Below are 18,543 nucleotides of genomic sequence, written 5' to 3'. Positions count from 1 at the left end.
CCAGATCAGACCCACGGGTACGCCGCAAGGCGTACCTTGGCCCCGCATTCCAAGGAAACCGCCATGAGTCGCCTGTCACGCCCCCTCGCTTCCCTCGCCGCGGCCGCGCTTGCCACGCTGCCCGGCGTTGCCGCCGCCTGTTCCACCTGCGGCTGCTCGCTCAACTCCGACTGGGCCAGCCAGGGCTATGCCACCTCGCGCGGGCTGCACCTGAGCCTGCGTCAGGACTATTTCAACCAATCCCGGCTGGTGTCCGGCTCCGACCGTGTCGCCTTCGGCAGCATCCCCCTGCCCAGCGAGGACGAGCTGCAGCGCAAGACCATCAACCGCAATACCCTGCTCGGCCTGGACTACAGCTTCAACCGGGCCTGGGGCCTGTCGGTGCAGCTGCCCTGGTTCAGCCGGTACCACGAGACCTGGCCGGAAGGCGAAACCACGTTGTCGTCTTCCAGGGGACAGGGCATCGGCGACATCCGCGTGGTCGCCCGCTACCAGGGCTTCAGCCCGGATGCGGGCCTGGGCGTGCAGTTCGGCGTGAAGCTGGCCACCGGCACGTTCAAGCAGACCTTCGACGCCGGCAGCGCCGCCGGCGAGCTGCTGGATCGCGGCCTGCAGCGCGGCACCGGCACCACCGACGCACTGTTCGGCGTCTACAAGTTCGGCTACCTCAGCGACTCGGTCGGCTATTTCGGCCAGGCCATGGGCGAGGTGGCGATGAACGCCCGCGACGGCTTCCGCCCGGGCAACTCGCTCAACGTGAACCTTGGTCTGCGCTATCTCGACGCCGGCATGTTCGTGCCGCAGGTACAGCTCAACCTGCACGGCGAACAGCGCGAGAGCGGCGCCTTCGCCGACCGCGCCAACAGCGGCGCCACACTGGCCTATCTCAGTCCCGGGCTGGGCGTGAAGCTGGGCCGTCGCGTGGACGCCTTCGTGTTCATGCAGGTGCCGGTGCACGAGCACGTCAACGGGCTGCAGATCGAACCGGGACGGCTGTGGTCGGCCGGCGTGCAGCTCCGCCTCTAGCCACGGACCGCAGCCAGGGCTTCCGTCGCACCCGCGCGTCGGTGTAGAACCAGAAGTACATCCGGCTGCGACCCGAACGCATGAACGAGCCCTCCCTCCTGATCCGCCTGGCCGAGGACGACGACGACTTCATCCTCGGCCTGGTCCCGCGCTTCGTCCAGTTCGACCTGCCGGCCTGGCGGCGGCGGCACGAATGCATCGAAGGCATCCGCCGCGACATCGCACATCACCTGGACGACCAGCCGCCGAACAGCTTCCTGTTCGTGGCCGAGGATGCCGACGGCGAGCGGGTCGGCTTCCTGCACCTGCAGAAGACCCAGGACTTCTTCACCGGCCGCACCAACTGCCACATCTCCGACGTGGCGGTGGCGCCGGGCCACGAGCGCCAGGGGATCGGACGCGCCCTGCTGCAGCATGCCGAGGAGTGGGCACGCGAGCACCGCTGCGCGCTGGTCACACTGGCCGTATTCCCCGGCAACGACGGGGCACGCGCGTTGTACGAGGCGGCCGGCTATGGCACCGACCTGCTGCGCATGGCCAAGCCGGTGGGCTGAGCAAAAAAAAACCCGCGGCTGCCGGGCAGCCGCGGGTCCGGGTCGATCACCGTGACGATCAGTTGACTGCAGTGCTGCCGGTCGGCGCCTCGGTCTGTTCACGGTCGTTCAGGCGGGCCGACACGCGATCGATGTTGGCCAGCGACAACAGGTGGGCGTAGATCCAGCCCAGCGTGCCGTCCTTCAGGAACTCGTGCGCGGTCTTCTCGTCGAGCTGGCGCAGCTTTTCCTCGTTGACCACGAACAGGCCATTGAGGTTGATCGTCTTGCCGTCCTTCTCCAGCCGGATGTTGCGCGGCTCGAGCAGGTCGTGCTTGCGCAGCTGGTCCATGAACCAGTGCGTGCGGGCGACATGCTGCTGGAACTCGCCGAGGAAGTTCACGGCGTTGGTCAGCATCTCCGCATCGGTGCCGTCTTCCTTGAACAGGCGCTCGCCCTCTTCACTGCTGAAGCCTTCATAGGCCTCGTCCAGGAACACGGTGAAATCGTCGCCTTCCTGGTCTTTCGGCTTCTCCGCCAGGATGAACGGATAGCGGCGGATGAAGGCCGGCACGTAGGCGCCCGGGATCCACTGGCCGTTCGCGTCGACGAACAGGTTCTCGTTCTGGCGCAGGCCAAGCAGGGCCATCGGACCGGCTTCCTTGACGTCGGTGCCGGCGAACAGGATCGGCATGTCGCGGGCTGCGGCGGGAAACTCGACGCCGGTCAGCGGCACCGAATGCACGTTGGCCGCGAACTTCAGGCTCGGCACGCCCTTCAGGCGCAGGTCCTTGTGGGCGGTGCGGTTGAGCGGCACGGGGCGCTCGTAGAAAAAGACTTCTGCCACGTTGTTTACCTCTGCCCAGCCGCGCCGGGGTTGCCACCGTCGGCCCCCCCTCCCAAACCCGGCCCGGGTCTCAAGACGAACAGCCACTATAACAGCGCCCACGGCCGCCCGCGAACGCCCGGGCGGCACCCCCTTGTCCCTGCCGCATCAAGGATTTGCATGCGAACGGCAACAAAGATGGGCTATGCTCGGCGGGAGTACACGGTTGCATCGCTGCGCGTTTTCCCCTGATCGAAGGAAGGACTGCATGCTGATGGAAGTGCCGCTTCGGGCCGATCTGCATTCGACCCGGGTACTGTCGCTGGACGCCTCCGGCCGGATCCTCGACTGGATCAGCTGGCAGGATGCGGCTTGCCTCTACGTCCGCGAGGCCGTGGCGTGGACCCTCGGCGAACCCTGCCTGACCGTCCACGGCGGCATCAACCGCGCACTGGGCACGCAGAGCACGCTGGACCTGCACCCGATCATCGCCAGCACCGGACACTGCCGCGACCACGCCATCGATCCGGCCCCGGCGCTCACCAACACGGCGCTGTTCGCCCGCGACCGCCACCTCTGCCTGTATTGCGGCAACCACTACAGCCGCGGCGAGCTGACCCGCGACCACGTGCAGCCGGTCTCCAAGGGCGGGCGCGACGAGTGGGAAAACGTGGTCAGCGCCTGCCTGGCCTGCAACCTGCGCAAGGCCAACCGCACGCCGCAGCAGGCGCACATGCCGCTGCTGGCGGTGCCCTACCGGCCGAGCTGGGTGGAGCACCTGATCCTGTCCAACCGCAACATCCTGGCCGACCAGATGGAATTCCTGGTCAACCACCTGCCGCGCGACCGCCGGGCCGCGCACGCCTGATCCTGCGGGTCCCGGTCAGATCTCGTCGTCCTCGTCGCCGAGGGCCTCCTCCACGTTGCCCAGCTCGCTGCGGTCGCGTTCGGCCAGCCGGCTGTAGTGACGGCGGATGCGGTCGAGTGTCGCATCGTCCAGCTCCTCCAGCGCCAGCAGGGCGTTGTGCGCCCGACTGGAGCGGATCAGCTCGTCCAGCTTGATCTGCAGCGCCGCCGAGTCCCGGTTCTGGGTGTTCTGGATCAGGAACACCATCAGGAAGGTGATGATCGTGGTGCCGGTGTTGATCACCAGTTGCCAGGTGTCGCCGAAGCCGAACAGCGGCCCGGTGAGGGCCCAGACCACGATGATCAGCGTGGCCGTGATGAAGGCGGCAGGCTTGCCGGCGGCCCGCGAGGTGGCCGCGGCGAACCGGCGGAACAGCTTGGAATCGGCCATGTACGGGCTCCTGCAGGGGCTTGGGTGTCGGCAGCTGCACAGCATGCCGGGTGGTCGTGGACGGGCCGGTGAATGTGAAGGCGCCCGACACGGCCCGCCCTCCGCCCTTGCCCCGCCTCCCCGGCAGGCCAACAATATGCGGATGATCGACCTGTCCCGCTATCCCCACCTGGCGCCCATCGCCACGCCCGTCGACCTGCGCCGCGTTCCCGAGGAGGAGCTGCCGGCCGTCGCCGACGAGCTGCGCCAGTACCTGATCGAAGCCGTGGCCAGCTCCGGCGGCCACTTCGGCGCGGGCCTGGGCGTGGTCGAGCTGACCGTGGCCCTGCACCACGTGTTCGACACGCCGCGCGACCGGCTGGTCTGGGACGTCGGCCACCAGTGCTACCCGCACAAGATCCTCACCGGCCGCCGCGACCGCATCACCACGATCAAGAAGAAGGACGGCCTGGCGCCGTTCCCGCGTCGCGAGGAGAGCGAATACGACACCTTTGGCGTCGGCCACTCGTCCACCTCGATCTCGGCCGCGCTCGGCATGGCGATCGCCGCGCAGCGGCGCGGCGACGACCGCAAGTTCGTGGCGGTGATCGGCGACGGCGCGATGACCGCCGGCATGGCCTTCGAGGCGCTCAACCACGGCGGCGACGTCGAGCCGAACATGCTGGTGGTGTTCAACGACAACGGCATGTCGATCAGCGAGAACGTCGGTGCGCTGACCAAGATGATGGCGCGCGCCATGGCCAGCCACACGCTCAACGCGTGGCGCGAGCGGGCCAAGCGGGCGATTCCCAAGCAGTCGCTGATGGGCCGCTTCTTCAAGCGCTGGGAAGAACACGCCAAGGGCATGTTCGTGCCCTCCACGCTGTTCGAGGAGCTGGGCTTCCACTACACCGGCCCGATCGACGGCCACGACCTGCCTGCGCTGCTGCACGCGCTGCGCACGGTAAAGGACCTGCCCGGCCCGCAGCTGCTGCACGTGATCACCACCAAGGGCAAGGGCTACGCCCCGGCCGAACAGGCGCAGATCGAATACCACGCGGTCGGCCCGTTCGATCCGCAGGCCGGCCTGGCGAAGAAGTCCGCCCCGGCCAAGCCCACCTACACCGACGTGTTCAGCGACTGGCTGTGCGACCAGGCGGCGGCCGACGAACGGCTGATGGGCATCACCCCGGCGATGCGCGAAGGCTCGGGCCTGGTGCGGTTCTCGAAGGAATACCCGGAGCGCTACTTCGACGTGGCGATCGCCGAGCAGCACGCGGTGACGCTCGCCGCCGGCATGGCCTGCGAGGGCGCCAAGCCGGTGGTGGCGATCTACTCCACCTTCCTGCAGCGCGCCTACGACCAGGCGATCCACGACGTGGCGCTGCAGAATCTCGATGTCACCTTCGCGATCGACCGCGCCGGCGTGGTCGGGCCGGATGGCGCCACCCACGCGGGCAGCTTCGACCTGTCGTTCCTTCGCTGCCTGCCGAACATGGTGATCATGGCCCCGGCCGACGAGAACGAGTGCCGCACGATGCTCTCCACCGGCTTCGCCTACGAAGGCCCGGCCGCGGTGCGCTATCCGCGCGGCACCGGCCCCGGCGCCGCACTGCGGCCGGAGCTGGACACGCTGCCGATCGGCAAGGCCGAGCTGCGCCGCCGCGGCCGCGGACTGGCGCTGCTCTCGTTCGGCGCGATGCTGGCGCCGGCCGCCGTGGTCGCTGCCGAACTGGACGCCACCCTAATCAACATGCGCTTCGTCAAACCGCTTGACGAGGCCATGCTGGTGGAACTGGCGAAGACCCACGACGCCTTCGTCACGCTGGAGGACAACGCCGTCGCCGGCGGTGCCGGCTCGGCGGTCGCCGAGTGCCTGGCCGCACACGGCATCACCCTGCCGATCCTCCACCTGGGCCTGCCCGACGTGTACCTCGAGCACGGCAGCCGCGAGGAAGTGCTCAGCATGGCCGGGCTGGATCTGCCCTCGATCCGCAACGCCATCCGCGCGCGCTTTCCAAATCTGGTAGCCACCAGCGCCAGCGCCGGCTGAGCACGGGCACGCGACTCAGCGCCGCCCACCGCTGACGCGGTCGCGCTGCTCCAGATCCTGCGCGGTGAACACCTCGCGATAGCCGGCCGCCTGCAGCAGTGCGCGACAGTCTTCGCCCTGGTTCCAGCCGTGCTCGAACAACAGCCAGCCGCCGGGTTCCAGCACGTCGCGGGCGTCGGCCACGATGCGCCGGATGTCGTCCAGGCCGTCGGTACCCGAGGCCAGTGCGCTGGCCGGCTCGAAGCGCAGGTCGCCCCGGGACAGATGCGGATCATCCGCCTCGATGTACGGCGGGTTGGACACGACCAGGTCGAAACGCAGCCCGGCCAGCGGTGCCAGCCAGTCGCCCTCGACGAAGCGAACGTTGGGGATGCACAGCCTTCGCGCGTTGCGCTGGGCCACCTCGAGTGCGGCCGCGCTCGCATCCACCGCGAGGACGCGCGCATGCGGCCGCTCCGTGCCGATCGCCAGGGCGATCGCACCGCTGCCGGTGCCGAGGTCGGCAACGCCGGCGGCACGATCATCCGGCAGTCGCGCCAGCGCCAGCTCGACCAGCAGTTCGGTCTCCGGCCGAGGGATCAGCGTGGCCGGAGTGACCTCCAGCTCCAGCGACCAGAATCCGCGCCGGCCGGTGATATAGGCCACCGGCTCGCCGGCGAGGCGCCGGCGCACGAGTTCGACGAACGCCTGCTCGTCGCCCAGCGACAGCACGTCGTCGGCATGTGCGATCAGCCAGCTCGGCGGACGTCGCAGCACGTGCTGCAACAGCACCTCGGCATCGACGCGATCGCCGAGACGACGCGCGGCATCGCCCAGGGCATGGCGGATTTCAGTCATGTGTCGCTTGATCTCCCGTGGCCGGCGGCAGGTCCGGCGGGCTGGCCCGGCGCTCGCGGGCGCGCCAGTAGCCGCCCTCGCTCCATGCCGCGAATGCCCAGCGCAGCCAGCCGATCAGCGCGTTGGCCAACCACAGCGCCCAGGCCAGCATCGCCAGCTTGTAGACCCACAGCGGCACGCTGGCGACGCCCGCGCCGGGCAACTGCCCGGCGCTGCGATCGGCGAACCAGCGCAGGTCGAACGCGCGCGAACCGTTGCCGGCCACGTGCATGTCGGGCAGGCCGAGCAGGCCGTTCGGCACCGCGCCGACCAGCGCAAGCAACGCGACCGCGGTGAGCGCCGCCAGGCCGATCTGCACGAGGTTGAAGGCGGTGTTGCCCAGGCGCACGCCACGCGCCCGTAGCCCCAGCGCGATCAGCCAGGCCACCACCAGCGCGTAGGCGCCCCAGGCGAACGCCGAGAAACCCAGCCCCAGCAGCAGCCACTGGTGGAAGCGCAGCGGTGTCGGCGCGAACCGCGCCAGCAACCAGGCGGCCAGCAGCAGCACGGCCAGCTGCGACCAGTACAGCACCGCCGGTCCGTCCTGAGGCCCCCAGGTCCACAGCACCCAGCGGTCCTGCGGCGGAGCCAGCTCCAGCGACAGGTTGGCCACTGGCGCGCGCAGGTCGACGCGACTCATCAGCGTGCGGAAACCGACCCCGACGGGGATGCGCAGCTGCAGCGCGTAGGTGTGGCTACCGGGCAGCAGCGGCAGGCTCAGCTTGCCGTCGCGGATCGCCAGGTCCAGCGCCTGGCCGTCGCGACTGGACTGCAGCAGCTCTGCGCCGGTCGGCAGGGTGATGGCATGTTCGCCGCCGCGCGTGCTGCGCGCGGTCAGCTGCAGGTTCAGCTCGCTGGAGCGCTCGCCCACCTGCAGCGCTGCCCGCGCCTGGTCGAAGGCCAGGCTGTCGCCGGCGACCGCGTCCGGCTCGGACAAGGCCAGGGTCAGCTGCTCGCCCGGCAGCGGGTCGAAGCTCAGGCCAGAGTCGCTGGCGCTGGTCGGCACGCCCTTTGCCGCGACGTGCCACATCGGCGCGCTGTCTATCTGCCAGGTCTCGGCGCGGTCGGCCAGCGGCGGCGCGGTGAGGGTCAGCGTGTCGGCATGATCGAGCCGGCTGCGCCAGGTCACCCGCGGCGCGTCGGCGGTGAAGCTCACCTGCAGCTTGCCGTCGTGGATCGGCAGGTTCTCGCCCAGCGGGTGTTCGCCAGGGAGCAGCGGGATGTCGACGCTGAAGCCACCCGATTCCGGCGCGACGCGCTCGACCGTGGTCTGCACCGTCCAGTCGATGCCGAACACCAGCTGCCGGGTCACCGTCACGTACGGCGGGAAGCGCTGGGCCACGGTCTGCACGCTGCCGTCGGAGGCGGCACGAACCCGGCTGAGGCCGAGGCTGTCGCCGAGCAGGCGGTCGCCGTCGAGGCCGCTGGCGGTCCAGCCCTGGCCGGCGAACACCACGCGCCCCGGACGGAGCGGGAAGAACACCGAGCCAGTATCCAGCCCGTCCAGTCGGTAGCGCAGGGCGATCCGGTGCACGCCGCGGTCGATCCGCGCAACTACCGCGTCGCCCTGCTGCACCAGCGTCGCCGGATGGCCGTCCACCGACACGTCCAATAGGCTGCCGGCCGCGTCGGTACGCGGCAGCGCGATGCCGCCGACCGCACCGGCATCGGCCTGCAGCACCACCAGCAGGGAGTCGCCCTGGGCCTGCACCTGGGCACCGGCCACGGCCATGCACGAGGGTGCGCAGCGCGGCGCCTCGGTGAGCCGCTGGCGCAGCTGCTCCAGCAGCTGTCGGTCCGGCAGCGCTGAGGACGCCGCCTGGGCGTGCGCGGCCGGCGGCAGCACCGCCAGCAGCAGCAGCGCCGTGCCGGCCGCGCCGCGGACCCACTCCTTCCAGTGCGCGCGCATGGGCACCACCAGCAGCGGCACCAGCCGCGACAGCAGCACGGCCAGCAGGCCCACCATCAGCACGCGCAGCAGCCGCACCAGCCAGGACGGCGCGATCAGCAGGCGCGCGGTCTGCCCCACGGTCACCGGACCGGACCAGCCCAGCCGGTAGGCGTTGCCCATCCGCCAGGCCGGCGTGCCGTCGCCGGCCTGCACCACGCTGCGGCTGTCCAGCTGCTGGTTGGCGGCGTCGAGCGGCGGGACGATGGACGAACCGCTGCCCGTGACGGCGCTGAGCGCCAACGCCGGCGGGGCCGCAGGTTCGCGTGGCGGCGGCGGGGGCGGGGGGGCCGGCAGCGCGCGTTGCTGCTGCTCATCGGCGGCCTCGAGCATCGGCGCCTGCATTTTCTTCTCCACCGTCGCCGCCAGCCCGGCCGTCTCGGGCGCGAAATCCACGGCGACGCGGGAACTCCGCTCCAGTTGAGGGTGCAGCGCGTACTGCAGCTGCGTGGCAGCGAACGGGAGGGTCCACAGCAACGCCAGCACGAAGGCTGCCAGCGCACCGGCCCGCACCACCAGCCGCAACCGCCCTTCCGGCAGTGCGCGCAGCAGCAGGGCAAGCGCCAGCGCGACCGCCAGGGTCCAGCGCGGCACGCCACTCTCCTGCTGGGTCAGCACCAGGAACACGGCGGCCACCGCCGCCCACGGCCAGCCCAGCGCGCGACCCGCCAGCAGCGCGATCAGCGCGACCACGAACAGGTCGAGCAGGCTCCACTGGGCGATCCAGGAATCCGGTGAGCGATCCGCCCCGGGCGCGCCGAGCAGGCGGTAGCCCGCCGGCAACTGCAACGTCGCGTCGATCGCATCCAGCGGCACCTGCCAGCCGTTCACCGGCAGGCTGCCGGCGTGCGACGGCAGGCGCAGGCCGGCTTCGATATCGGCCCGGCGCTCGCGCAGCTCGACCCCGCGCATGCCGTGCGCACCGGTGGTCACCAGCAGCGGCTCGCCGTCCTGGCTGGCCTGCAGCAGTTGCCAGGGCGCCGCGACGTCGAGTCGTCCGGGATGGCGCAGGGTGCCGACCAGGCGATCGAGCACGGACAGGCCACCGCCGTCGAAGTCCAGCCACAGCGTGCGTCGCAGGCGCAGCTGGTCGCCGCGACCGTTCGCGTCACCGCGGGTACTCTCGGTCACCGTTAAGCCATGGCCCGCATCGACCTGGAAGGCCGGCAGCTCGGACCAGTCGTCCGGCACCCCGGCGCGGCCGGCGTCCACTGCCAGACCCTGCACCCGGGTGCTGCGCAGGCTGGGCGCGTCGTCGTAGCTCCAGGTCTCCTGCGCCGGCCAGGGCGCGCCGGGCGGGGTCCAGTGGACGGCCTGCAGCGGCGCGGTGTCGCGCGCCCGCAGGGCCAGCGTCCACTCGCCCGGGCGCAGCTGCACGCGCAGGCGCCCGTCCGCCTCCAGCCGCGCCGGCAGCTCGCCGGCCAGCGCCGTGGCGACGAAGCCGTCCGGCAAGGCGGGGCCAAGCAGCTGTTCGCGCGGCGAGCCGGCCACGTTGAGCTGCAACAGGGTTTCCAGCATCGCCGGATGTCCATCCTGCAGATGGCGGTAGACGCGGATCGACAGCGCATCGGCGGCGCGCGCGCTGGCCGTGGCCTCGCCCAGGGTCAGGCGATTGCCGTGACGCTCGATCCGGCTGACCGGCTTGCCGTCGACGGTCAGCGACAGCAGGGCGACCGAGGCGGGAACCTCCAGCGACGCTGGCCGCGAGGTCCACGCCAGGTCACCCTCGATGCGGTGCGTCCCCGCGGCCAGCCAGACCGCCGGCGTACCGCCATGCGCGAGCACCGGTTGCTCCTGGCCGTCGACCTTCACCTCTTGCGGCCAGGCCGCCGCGCTGCCCGGCAGGGCGACCCAGGCGGGCGCATCGAGCTGCACCGGCAGGACGAAGTGCGCGCCGCGGGTATCGGCCGTCAGGGTCAGTTCGCCGGACCATACGCATTGCCGGGCTCCCTGTCCGGCAGCGGGGCTGTTGAACAGCGGGCAGGTCTGCTGCTGCACGCCGTGCAACACCCAGCCCTGCCAGTCCCGCAGCACCGGCGGGATGTCCTGCGCGCACAGCGGCAGCGCGACCAGCAGCAGGCCGAGCAGCAGGCCGGCCACGCGTGAACGACGGTCCATGATGTTCCCCTTCCCGGTTCGTGGGCGCAGGCAGTGTATAGGCGCCGACCCGCGGTCGCCCGCCCCTGCATCCCGGACGACCGCTGCCTCGTACAGGACATCAGCTCTCCGGTGAAACGCACGCGTACCGCACCCGGGGTTGATTCGTCCCGACAGGATGGCCGATGCCACGTTCCCCCGCTTCTTTCCGCGCCACCGCCAGGCCGCTCCGCGCAGCGGCACGTCCGGCCGGCCGCACCCTGCTCGCGATGATGGCGACCGGCCTGCTGGCCGGCTGCCAGGCCACGCTGTTCGCCGGGCTCAATGCCACCGCGCGGAGCAACGGCGTGGTCGCCACACGAGACATCGTCTACGACGCACGCCACCGGCTCGCGCTGGACGTGTACCGCCCGGCCGACGCCCACGGTGCCCCGGTGGTGGTGTTCTTCCACGGCGGCAGCTGGAAATCCGGCAAGCGCCAGTGGTACCGATGGGTCGGCGAGGCGCTGGCCCGGCGCGGCCTGGTGGTGGTGATTCCGGACTACCGGCTGTGGCCGCGGGTGCGGCTGGCCGGGTTCATGCAGGACGCGGCGCACGCCACGGCCTGGGCGCAGGCGCACGCGGCCGGCTACGGCGGCGATCCGGCAGCGCTGTTCGTGATGGGCCACTCGGCCGGCGCACACATCGGCGCCCTGCTGTCCACCGACGACCGCTGGCTGCGCGCGGTCGGCATGCAGCCGGCGCAGTTGCGGGGCTTCATCGGCCTGGCCGGCCCCTACGACTTCCTGCCGCTGACCGACCCGGATTTCATCGACATGTTCGGTACCACCCATGCGGCGCAACTCAGCTCGCAGCCGGTGCACTTCGTCGACGGCGACGAGCCGCCAATGCTCCTGCTGCAGGGAACCTCCGACCGCATCGTGCAGCCGCGCAACGCGCGCTCGCTGGGGGCGGCGATGGCCCGCGCCGGCGAGACGGCGGAGCTGAGGCTGTACCCGGACATCGGCCACTTCGCGATCCTGTTCGCGATGTCGCGACCGCTGCGCGGCAAGGCGCCGGTGCTGGAGGACGTGGCTGGCTTCATCCGCAGCCGGGCCGAACCGGCCGCCACCACGGCGATGAACGCCTGCGCCACAGTGCGCTGAAAAGGAAAACGCCGGACGGTTGCCCGCCCGGCGTTCCGGTCTGCCCTGCGAGGGGTGTACCGATCAGCGCATGATCGCCGAGGCGTCCTGCTTCTTCTTCAACGCAGCGCACAGCAACGTGGATTCCGAGGTCTGTGCCAGGCCGCGGGCCGCTCCCGGCGCCTGGTCCAACCGGTCCTTGAAGAACGCCTGCAGGCGGTCGGCCTCGGCCTGCGAGCAGCCATTGCCACCCATCAGGCTGGGCAGGCGGCCGCCGGCAAAGCTGCCGGTGCGGGCGAGGATCTGGTCGTAGTGCGCGGTCGACCACTGCCACATCGCGTCGCGCCCGGCCGCGGTGTCGCGGCCGCCGCGCAGCAACGCCGCCATCTCGCCGACTTTCACCGCTTTGCTCAGCGCGAAGTCGCGGATCTGCTCGACCAGGGCCGGATCCTCCACGCTGGCCAGGCCGGCGAGGATCGCGTTGCGGGTGGCCGGATCGCTGGTCTTCGGCAGGGTGTCGATCAGCGCGTCGACCACCGGCTTGCCGTGCTCCTGCGCGGCCACGCCCAGCGCCACGCCGAGCAGGTCCGGATCGGCGGCGGCGTAGTCGAGGCTGCCGTCCGGCTTGCGCTTCATCACCGCGTCCCCCTGCTTGAGCAGTTCGGCGCGCACCGCGGGCAGCTTCACGTCCATGCCGAGGAAGTCGGCCAGGGTGCTGCGCATCAGCGAATCGCCGTCGGCCTCGCCCGGCTTGCGCTGGTAACCCAGCGCCTCGAGCCGCGGCAGGTAGGCGTCCTTCGCCCAGGCGGCGAGCTTCGTGCGCTGGGCGTCGGTGTCGGCGAGGTGGCGCCAGATCCAGCCGAAGGTGTTCAGCGGCGCGGTGGCCACCTCGTCGGTCTTCGAGGCGGCCAGCGGCTTGAGCGCCGCCAGCGCATCGGCCGCGTCGATGTCGCCGTGGCGGAAGCTGGCGCCCACCGCGTCGGCGTAGGCCAGCTGCTCGGTGTCGGCCAGCGAACCGATCTGCTTGCCCAGCGCGGCGAGGCCCGCCTTGGTCATGCCGAAGCGGTAGTAGCCCTGCGCGTCGGCATTGGGCATCACCCAGGTCGGCGTGCTGGCACCGGCCAGCACCATCGAACCCTCGGCCTTGTCCAGCATCTCGCAGCTCACCTTGCTGCCGCCGGGGACTCCGTAGCGCACGCACACCGGCACGCCCCACACGCGGTGGCTGTCGCCGGTGGAACCGACTGGCAGGTAGCGGCTCTGGCTCAGGAGCAGGATGGTCTGGCCGTCCTTCTGCTCCAGCTTGGTCTGCACGTACGGCACACCGGACTGGTTGAGGAAGCTCTTGAACGCGTCCTTGAACGCCTCGCCCTTGTCGGCGGCGCGGGCGATCGAGTCGACCAGGTCATCGGCGGTGGCGTTGCCGAACTTGTGGTCCTGGATGTACGCGCGCATGCCCTTCTGGAACACGGCCGGCGTCACGTAGTGCTCGAACATGCCGAGCACCGCCGCACCCTTCTGGTAGGTGATGCCGTCGAACGCAGTCATGATGTCGCCGTTGCCGGTAATCGGCTGGCGGATCTTGCGCGCGCTGACCAGGCTGTCATTGTTCATCGCGCCCTGCGCGCCGCGGATGCGGTCCAGATCGGCGCGGTATTCCGGATGCACGGCCATGGTGACCTTCTGCTGCATCCAGGTGGCGAAGGCCTCGTTGAGCCAGATGTCGTTCCACCATTTGGTGGTGACGGTGTCGCCGGTCCACTGGTGGGCCAGCTCGTGCGCGGTGACGTTGAACGAGCCGCGCACGTACTGCGCCGGCGAATCCGGATCGAGCAGCAGCAGCCAGTCGCGGAAGGTGACCAGGCCCGGGTTCTCCATCGCACCGGCGGCGAAGTCCGGCGCGGCGAGCAGGTCGAGCTTGCCGAACGGGTAGCCGAAGCCGTAGTAGTTCTCCAGCGTGTGGATGATGCTCGGCGTCTCGCTGAGCACGTGCTGCATGCGGTGGCCCTCGCCCTTGGCGGCCACGCCGCGCAGCTTCAACGGCTCGCTGCGGTACGCGTCGTGGGAGATGTCCGGGCCGGCCACGATGTCCCACGGACCGACGCCGAACGCGACCAGGTAGGTCGGCAGCGGCCGGGTCTTGGCGAAGGTGATCATCTTCCAGCCCTTGCCCGCCGGCTTCTCGCTCACCTCGCCGGTGTTGGCCACCGCCTTCTCGCTGTCGGGAATGGTCAGGGTGAGGTCGAACGGGGTCTTGTAGTCGGGCTGGTCGAAGCCGGGGAAGGCGTAGCGCGCGCTGATCGGTTCCATCTGGGTCATCGCGTACGGCTGGCCCTCGTGGCTGACCTTGTACAGGCCCTGCAGCTGCAGGTTCAGCGGCGCGGTGTAGTCGAACGCGAGGGTGATCTCCTGCGGCTTCAACGTGTGGCCGAAGTCGACGCGGGCCACACCCTCGTGCGGCGCGGCCGCCACGTACTTCGCCATCGTGGTCTTGCCGGCGGCGTCGGTCAGGCGGACCTTCGACACGGTGAGGTCGGCGCCGTGCAGCCAGACGTGGTCGGAGGCCTGGGTCAGCTTGACCTTGATCACGGTGTGGCCGGAGAAGTCCTTCTGGTGCGGATCGACCTTGAAGGCGAGCTGGTACGACTGCGGCACCGCCCAGGTGGGCAGCAGGCCATGCGGCACGGCGTCGCCGCCGGCAGCGAACGCGGCGCTGCAACTGGCGGCGAGGGCGGTGAACAGGAGCGGGCGGAGGAGGCGCATGGGGCGTGTCCGGTGGCAAGTGAACCCCGAACGCTAGGCAGCCCATGACCTATGACACAGTGCCAGAAGGCACCCCCGCACCGGCACGACGCAAAAAAATGCCGGTGAGCGGGAACGGGACCCGGTCACCGGCGGTGAGCGACCGTGGCGCCGGTCGGGAGGGGGGGGAACCGGCGCTGTGGGGGTGCTCGCATGACCGCGCGGTTTGCGGGGGAAGACGGACCGGGGGAGGTCCGCCGCGGGGCCACGAAGCGCAAGATACGCCGCCCCATTGCATCGAACAAATTGATTGTTACCATCAATGTCATAGTCTGAAGCTATTCAACAGGAGATGGGTCATGAACCTGCGCGACCTGCAATACCTCGTGGCGCTGGCCGAGCATCGCCACTTCGGTCGCGCCGCGGAGGCGTGTTTCGTCAGCCAGCCCACGCTGTCCACCCAGATCCGGAAGCTGGAGGACGAACTCGGCGTGTCGCTGGTCGAGCGCACGCCCCGCAAAGTGCTGCTGACCGAGGTCGGCAGCGAAATCGCCACCCGCGCCCGTGAAGTGCTCAACGAAGTCGATCAGATCCGCGCGGTCGCCCGACGCACCCGCGATCCCGAGTCCGGCACGGTGCGGCTGGGCATCTTCCCCACCCTTGGCCCCTACCTGCTGCCCCATGCGGTACCGATGGTGCGCGAAGCCTTTCCCAAGCTCGAGCTGCTGCTGGTAGAGGAGAAGACCGAAGTGATCCTGCGCTTGCTGCGCGAAGGCAAGCTCGACGTCGGCATCCTCGCCCTGCCGCTGCACGAGGACAGCCTGCATGTCGAGTTCCTGTTCGAGGAGCCGTTCGTGCTGGCGGTACCGCAGTCGCACGCGCTGGCACGCCGGCAGGGACAGCTCAAGCTGGCCGACCTGTCCAATGAGAGCCTGCTGCTGCTGGAAGATGGCCACTGCCTGCGCGACCAGGCGCTGGAGGTCTGCCACCTGGCCGGCGCCGGCGAGCGCAACGGCTTCCGCGCCACCAGCCTGGAAACGCTGCGCCAGATGGTCTCGGCCGAAGTCGGCATCACCCTGCTGCCGGTGCTCGCAGTGAAACCGCCGGTGGCCCAGTCGGGAAACCTGCGGCTGATCGAGTTCAAGGCGCCGCCGCCCAGCCGCCGCCTCGCCATGGTGTGGCGCAAGAGTTCGGCGATGGATGGCTTCCTTACCCGCCTGGCCGAGGTGTTCAAGCGGTTGCCGGCGGATCTGCTCGATACGCGCACGGCCGTGACGCCGTCCGCCATCGCGACGACGAGAGCGCCGGCACCACGCTCCGCGGCATGAACAGGCGACACCCGACATTGGGCGCGCGATGAACGGACGGCAGCTCGGGCTCGCCTTCGCCACCCTGCTCGTCGTGTGGGGTGGCATGCACTGGTGGCGGCACGACCGTCCGGTGCACGACGACCCCGGCGTGCTCGCGCCCGATCCGCCCGAACAGGTCGACCTGGATACACCGGCCCAACTGACCCGCGACGATCTCACGCTCACCACGCGCGCGCACTTCGAGCTCACCGCACGCGTGCTCTCGCGCGAGGACTACCGCTTCGACGAGGGCGCCTCGCTGGCCCCGACCGACCTTGCACTGGGCTGGGGCCGCATGTCCGACAGCGCCGTGCTCGAGCGCATCCGCATCACCCAGGGCAGCCGGTTCTACTACTGGCATGTGGACGACTTCCCGATCCCGCGGCGCGAGATCGAGCGCTCCAGCGCCAACATGCACATCATCCCGGCCGATGCCGGCGTACGCGGCATGCTTTCGCGGGTGCGCGCCGGCGAGGTGGTGCACATCGAGGGCTTCCTCGTCGACGCGCGACGACCCGACGGTTGGCAGTGGCACACTTCGCTCACCCGTGACGACACCGGCAACGGCGCCTGCGAACTGGTGTACGTCGAGTCGCTGGTGATCGATCGCTGAGGTCGCGTGCTCAGATCCGGCCAAGCAACCACAGCACCAGCAGGATGGCCAGAATCACCCCGAGCACGCCCGAGGGACCGTAGCCCCAACTGCGCGAATATCCCCAGGTCGGCAGGCCACCGATCAGGGCCAGCACAAGCAGCACGACGAGAATGGTGACGAGCATGGTGGGTTCTCCCGGTGCGTGGCGACGGCGCCACGGTCGCTGGTGAGCGTCGGAGCCCCGCGGTGTCCGCCGCGTCAACAGGCGGCGAAGACCCTCCATGCAGCGGAGCCAGGAGTTCAGCAGGGTGAATGGCCCTTCACCTCGGCGGTGGCGATCAGTAATGCAAAAGGCTGTGCAGCGGCGTCACGCGATCCCAGCGTGCGCGCCCGTCCAGCGCGTCCAGCTCGATCACCACCGCGGCACCGACCAACTCGGCGCCCAGCTCGACCACCAGCGCCCGCGCCGCGGCCAGCGTGCCGCCGGTGGCGAGCACGTCGTCGACGATCAGCGTGCGCTCGCCCGGACGCAGTGCGCCGCTGCGTGCCTCCAGCCGGTCGTGGCCGTATTCCAGCTCGTAGTCCACGCCGGTGACCGGCGGCGGCAGCTTGCCCGGCTTGCGCAGCGGCACGAAGCCGGCCTTGAGCTTCTGCGCCAGCGCCGCGCCGAAGATGAAACCGCGCGACTCGATCCCGCACACCGCCTGCACGCCCTGCCCCAGCCACGGCTCGGCCAGCGCATCGATGCAGCGGGCGAATGCACCGGCATTGGCGAGCAAGGGCGTGATGTCGCGGAATACGATGCCAGGTTTGGGAAAGTCCGGTACGGCATGAACCAGGGAAGCGAAATCGGTCATCGGGGTCATCCGGAAACAGGGGGCGGCAGCGGCCGGCGGCGGCGCAATGCGCCCAGCAGGATACCGGCCAGCGCCAGCAACAGTCCGCACCAGTCCATCGTGCTGGTCGGACGACCGAACAGCAGCACGTCCACCACGAAGGCCAGCGCCGGCTGCAGCAACAGCAGCAGGCCGAGTGCCAGCAGCGACAGCCAGCCGCGCACGGTGGTCAGCGCCAGCGATTCGCCGTCAGCGACGCACCACAGGGCCAGCACGCCGGCGCACAGCAGGCTCATCAGGCCGAGGAACTGCGCCGGCGGCAGCGCCGTGCGCCCGGCCAGCGCGCGACGGAAGCTGAGCAGGTAGACGGTGTAGGCCAGGCAGCTGGCCAGACCCAGCCACACGCCGAGGCGATGCTGCGCATCGAACAGCGACCAGTGCGCGCCCACCAGCAGCCACAACCCGGCCAGTGCCAGCGCCATGCCCGGCCAGAACGCCGGTGCCAGTCGCTCGCGATAGGCCAGCACGCCGACCACGGCGAGTAGGAACACCTGGAAGTTGGTGAGCAGGGTCGCCACGCCCGGCCCGACCCACAGGATCGAGCGGTGCCACAGGATCAGGTCCGCCGCCAGGCCGATCGCTGGCAGCAGCGCCAGTGCCGCGTCGCGGCCACGGATCGGCTGCCAGCGGCCATGCAGCACCACCCAGCCGAACAGTGCGGTACCGCCGAACAGCACGCGATAGAACGCCGACACGCCCGGCGCCACCTGCGCCAGCACCACGAAGATGCTGGTGCACGACAGCAGCGCGGCGCCCAGCGCAATGGCAAGGACGTCGCCGCGATGCAGCAGCGGATGATCCGCCGGACGTGCCGGCGCGACTGGAGCGGTGGTACGCATCGCGAGACTCAGGCAGGCAGCGGGCCGTCCAGGTCCGGGCCGTTCTCCCACGAGGCCGCCTCGACCCGCGACACGGCCAGCGCCCGCTCGACCTCGGCCACCACCGGTGCCGCCTCGTCGCGGGCCGACTCGGGCACCATCACTGCCACGTAGTCGATGGCCGGCAACTGGCCCACACCGCCGGTGAGGTATTCGCCGGCGATGAAAGCAGGGATGCCGGCGCGCTCCAGCGCGTCCTTCACCAGGTGGGCATCGATCAGCGTTTCGGCGCGGTAGGCGGTGTGCATGACCTGCACGCTAGTGCGGAACCCCCGGCCCGGCAAGCGCAGCGACGCGCGCGGGCAGGCCGCCGCACGGGGTGGT

Annotated in this window: 16 protein-coding genes; 7 read left to right on the top strand and 9 right to left on the bottom strand. The window is 70.3% G+C overall.

Annotated elements, in window-relative coordinates:
- Positions 1-63 precede the first annotated feature (63 nt).
- Positions 64-1,026 carry a hypothetical protein gene (locus ATSB10_RS18460; RefSeq protein ID WP_063674165.1) on the top strand — a complete coding sequence of 321 codons (963 nt, stop codon included), beginning with the start codon at positions 64-66 and terminating at the stop codon, positions 1,024-1,026.
- A gap of 80 nt (positions 1,027-1,106) precedes the next feature.
- Positions 1,107-1,580: a GNAT family N-acetyltransferase gene (locus ATSB10_RS18455; RefSeq protein ID WP_017463985.1), complete on the top strand. Its 474-nt coding sequence runs from the start codon at positions 1,107-1,109 to the stop codon at positions 1,578-1,580.
- 58 nt (positions 1,581-1,638) lie between these two features.
- Here the strand turns inward: ATSB10_RS18455 and ATSB10_RS18450 are convergent, their stop codons facing one another.
- Positions 1,639-2,406, bottom strand: coding sequence for a SapC family protein (locus tag ATSB10_RS18450; protein ID WP_017463986.1), 768 nt, complete (start codon positions 2,404-2,406; stop codon positions 1,639-1,641).
- Between the two features lie 247 nt (positions 2,407-2,653).
- Here ATSB10_RS18450 and ATSB10_RS18445 point away from each other — a divergent pair, with 247 nt between their 5' ends.
- On the top strand, positions 2,654-3,253 hold the full coding sequence (locus ATSB10_RS18445) for an HNH endonuclease (protein WP_017463987.1): 600 nt from the start codon (positions 2,654-2,656) through the stop codon (positions 3,251-3,253).
- Between the two features lie 15 nt (positions 3,254-3,268).
- On the opposite strand, the gene ATSB10_RS18440 is transcribed toward ATSB10_RS18445, so the two are convergent.
- Positions 3,269-3,682 (bottom strand): low affinity iron permease family protein, encoded by a 414-nt coding sequence (locus ATSB10_RS18440; protein ID WP_017463988.1) that lies wholly within the window; start codon positions 3,680-3,682, stop codon positions 3,269-3,271.
- 142 nt (positions 3,683-3,824) lie between these two features.
- Here ATSB10_RS18440 and dxs point away from each other — a divergent pair, with 142 nt between their 5' ends.
- On the top strand, positions 3,825-5,714 hold the full coding sequence (gene dxs, locus ATSB10_RS18435; RefSeq protein WP_063674580.1) for a 1-deoxy-D-xylulose-5-phosphate synthase: 1,890 nt from the start codon (positions 3,825-3,827) through the stop codon (positions 5,712-5,714).
- A 15-nt stretch (positions 5,715-5,729) separates the two neighbouring features.
- Here dxs and prmC read toward each other — a convergent pair whose 3' ends face one another.
- A complete protein-coding gene (prmC, locus tag ATSB10_RS18430) occupies positions 5,730-6,551 on the bottom strand; it encodes a peptide chain release factor N(5)-glutamine methyltransferase (protein WP_063674164.1) in 822 nt (273 codons plus the stop codon).
- Positions 6,544-10,656, bottom strand: coding sequence for a hypothetical protein (locus ATSB10_RS18425; RefSeq protein WP_063674163.1), 4,113 nt, complete (start codon positions 10,654-10,656; stop codon positions 6,544-6,546). Before ATSB10_RS18425 ends, prmC begins: the two co-directional genes overlap by 8 nt.
- 164 nt (positions 10,657-10,820) lie before the next feature.
- Here ATSB10_RS18425 and ATSB10_RS18420 point away from each other — a divergent pair, with 164 nt between their 5' ends.
- On the top strand, positions 10,821-11,780 hold the full coding sequence (locus ATSB10_RS18420; protein ID WP_063674162.1) for an alpha/beta hydrolase: 960 nt from the start codon (positions 10,821-10,823) through the stop codon (positions 11,778-11,780).
- Between the two features lie 63 nt (positions 11,781-11,843).
- Here the strand turns inward: ATSB10_RS18420 and ATSB10_RS18415 are convergent, their stop codons facing one another.
- Positions 11,844-14,522 (bottom strand): M1 family metallopeptidase, encoded by a 2,679-nt coding sequence (locus ATSB10_RS18415; RefSeq protein ID WP_063674161.1) that lies wholly within the window; start codon positions 14,520-14,522, stop codon positions 11,844-11,846.
- Between the two features lie 338 nt (positions 14,523-14,860).
- Here ATSB10_RS18415 and oxyR point away from each other — a divergent pair, with 338 nt between their 5' ends.
- Positions 14,861-15,829: a DNA-binding transcriptional regulator OxyR gene (gene oxyR / locus ATSB10_RS18410; RefSeq protein WP_063674160.1), complete on the top strand. Its 969-nt coding sequence runs from the start codon at positions 14,861-14,863 to the stop codon at positions 15,827-15,829.
- Positions 15,830-15,857: 28 nt separating this feature from the next.
- Positions 15,858-16,463, top strand: coding sequence for a hypothetical protein (locus ATSB10_RS18405; RefSeq protein ID WP_063674159.1), 606 nt, complete (start codon positions 15,858-15,860; stop codon positions 16,461-16,463).
- 10 nt (positions 16,464-16,473) lie between these two features.
- On the opposite strand, the gene ATSB10_RS19110 is transcribed toward ATSB10_RS18405, so the two are convergent.
- From ATSB10_RS19110 to ATSB10_RS18390, 4 genes are all read right to left on the bottom strand, one after another.
- On the bottom strand, positions 16,474-16,629 hold the full coding sequence (locus ATSB10_RS19110; protein WP_017463996.1) for a DUF3309 family protein: 156 nt from the start codon (positions 16,627-16,629) through the stop codon (positions 16,474-16,476).
- A 154-nt stretch (positions 16,630-16,783) separates the two neighbouring features.
- The gene (locus tag ATSB10_RS18400) at positions 16,784-17,302 is read right to left on the bottom strand and encodes an adenine phosphoribosyltransferase (protein ID WP_063674158.1); all 519 of its coding nucleotides are present in this window, start codon (positions 17,300-17,302) and stop codon (positions 16,784-16,786) included.
- A 5-nt stretch (positions 17,303-17,307) separates the two neighbouring features.
- Positions 17,308-18,180, bottom strand: coding sequence for an EamA family transporter (locus ATSB10_RS18395; RefSeq protein WP_083966292.1), 873 nt, complete (start codon positions 18,178-18,180; stop codon positions 17,308-17,310).
- Positions 18,181-18,188: 8 nt separating this feature from the next.
- Complete coding sequence (locus ATSB10_RS18390) at positions 18,189-18,467, bottom strand: putative signal transducing protein (RefSeq protein WP_063674157.1); 279 nt, start codon at positions 18,465-18,467, stop codon at positions 18,189-18,191.
- Positions 18,468-18,543: the final 76 nt, after the last annotated feature.

This window comes from Dyella thiooxydans (assembly GCF_001641285.1).
Lineage (GTDB): Bacteria > Pseudomonadota > Gammaproteobacteria > Xanthomonadales > Rhodanobacteraceae > Dyella_A > Dyella_A thiooxydans.
The sequence above is the reverse complement of the archived record's forward strand: the minus strand, read 5'-3'. Positions and strand labels throughout refer to the sequence as shown.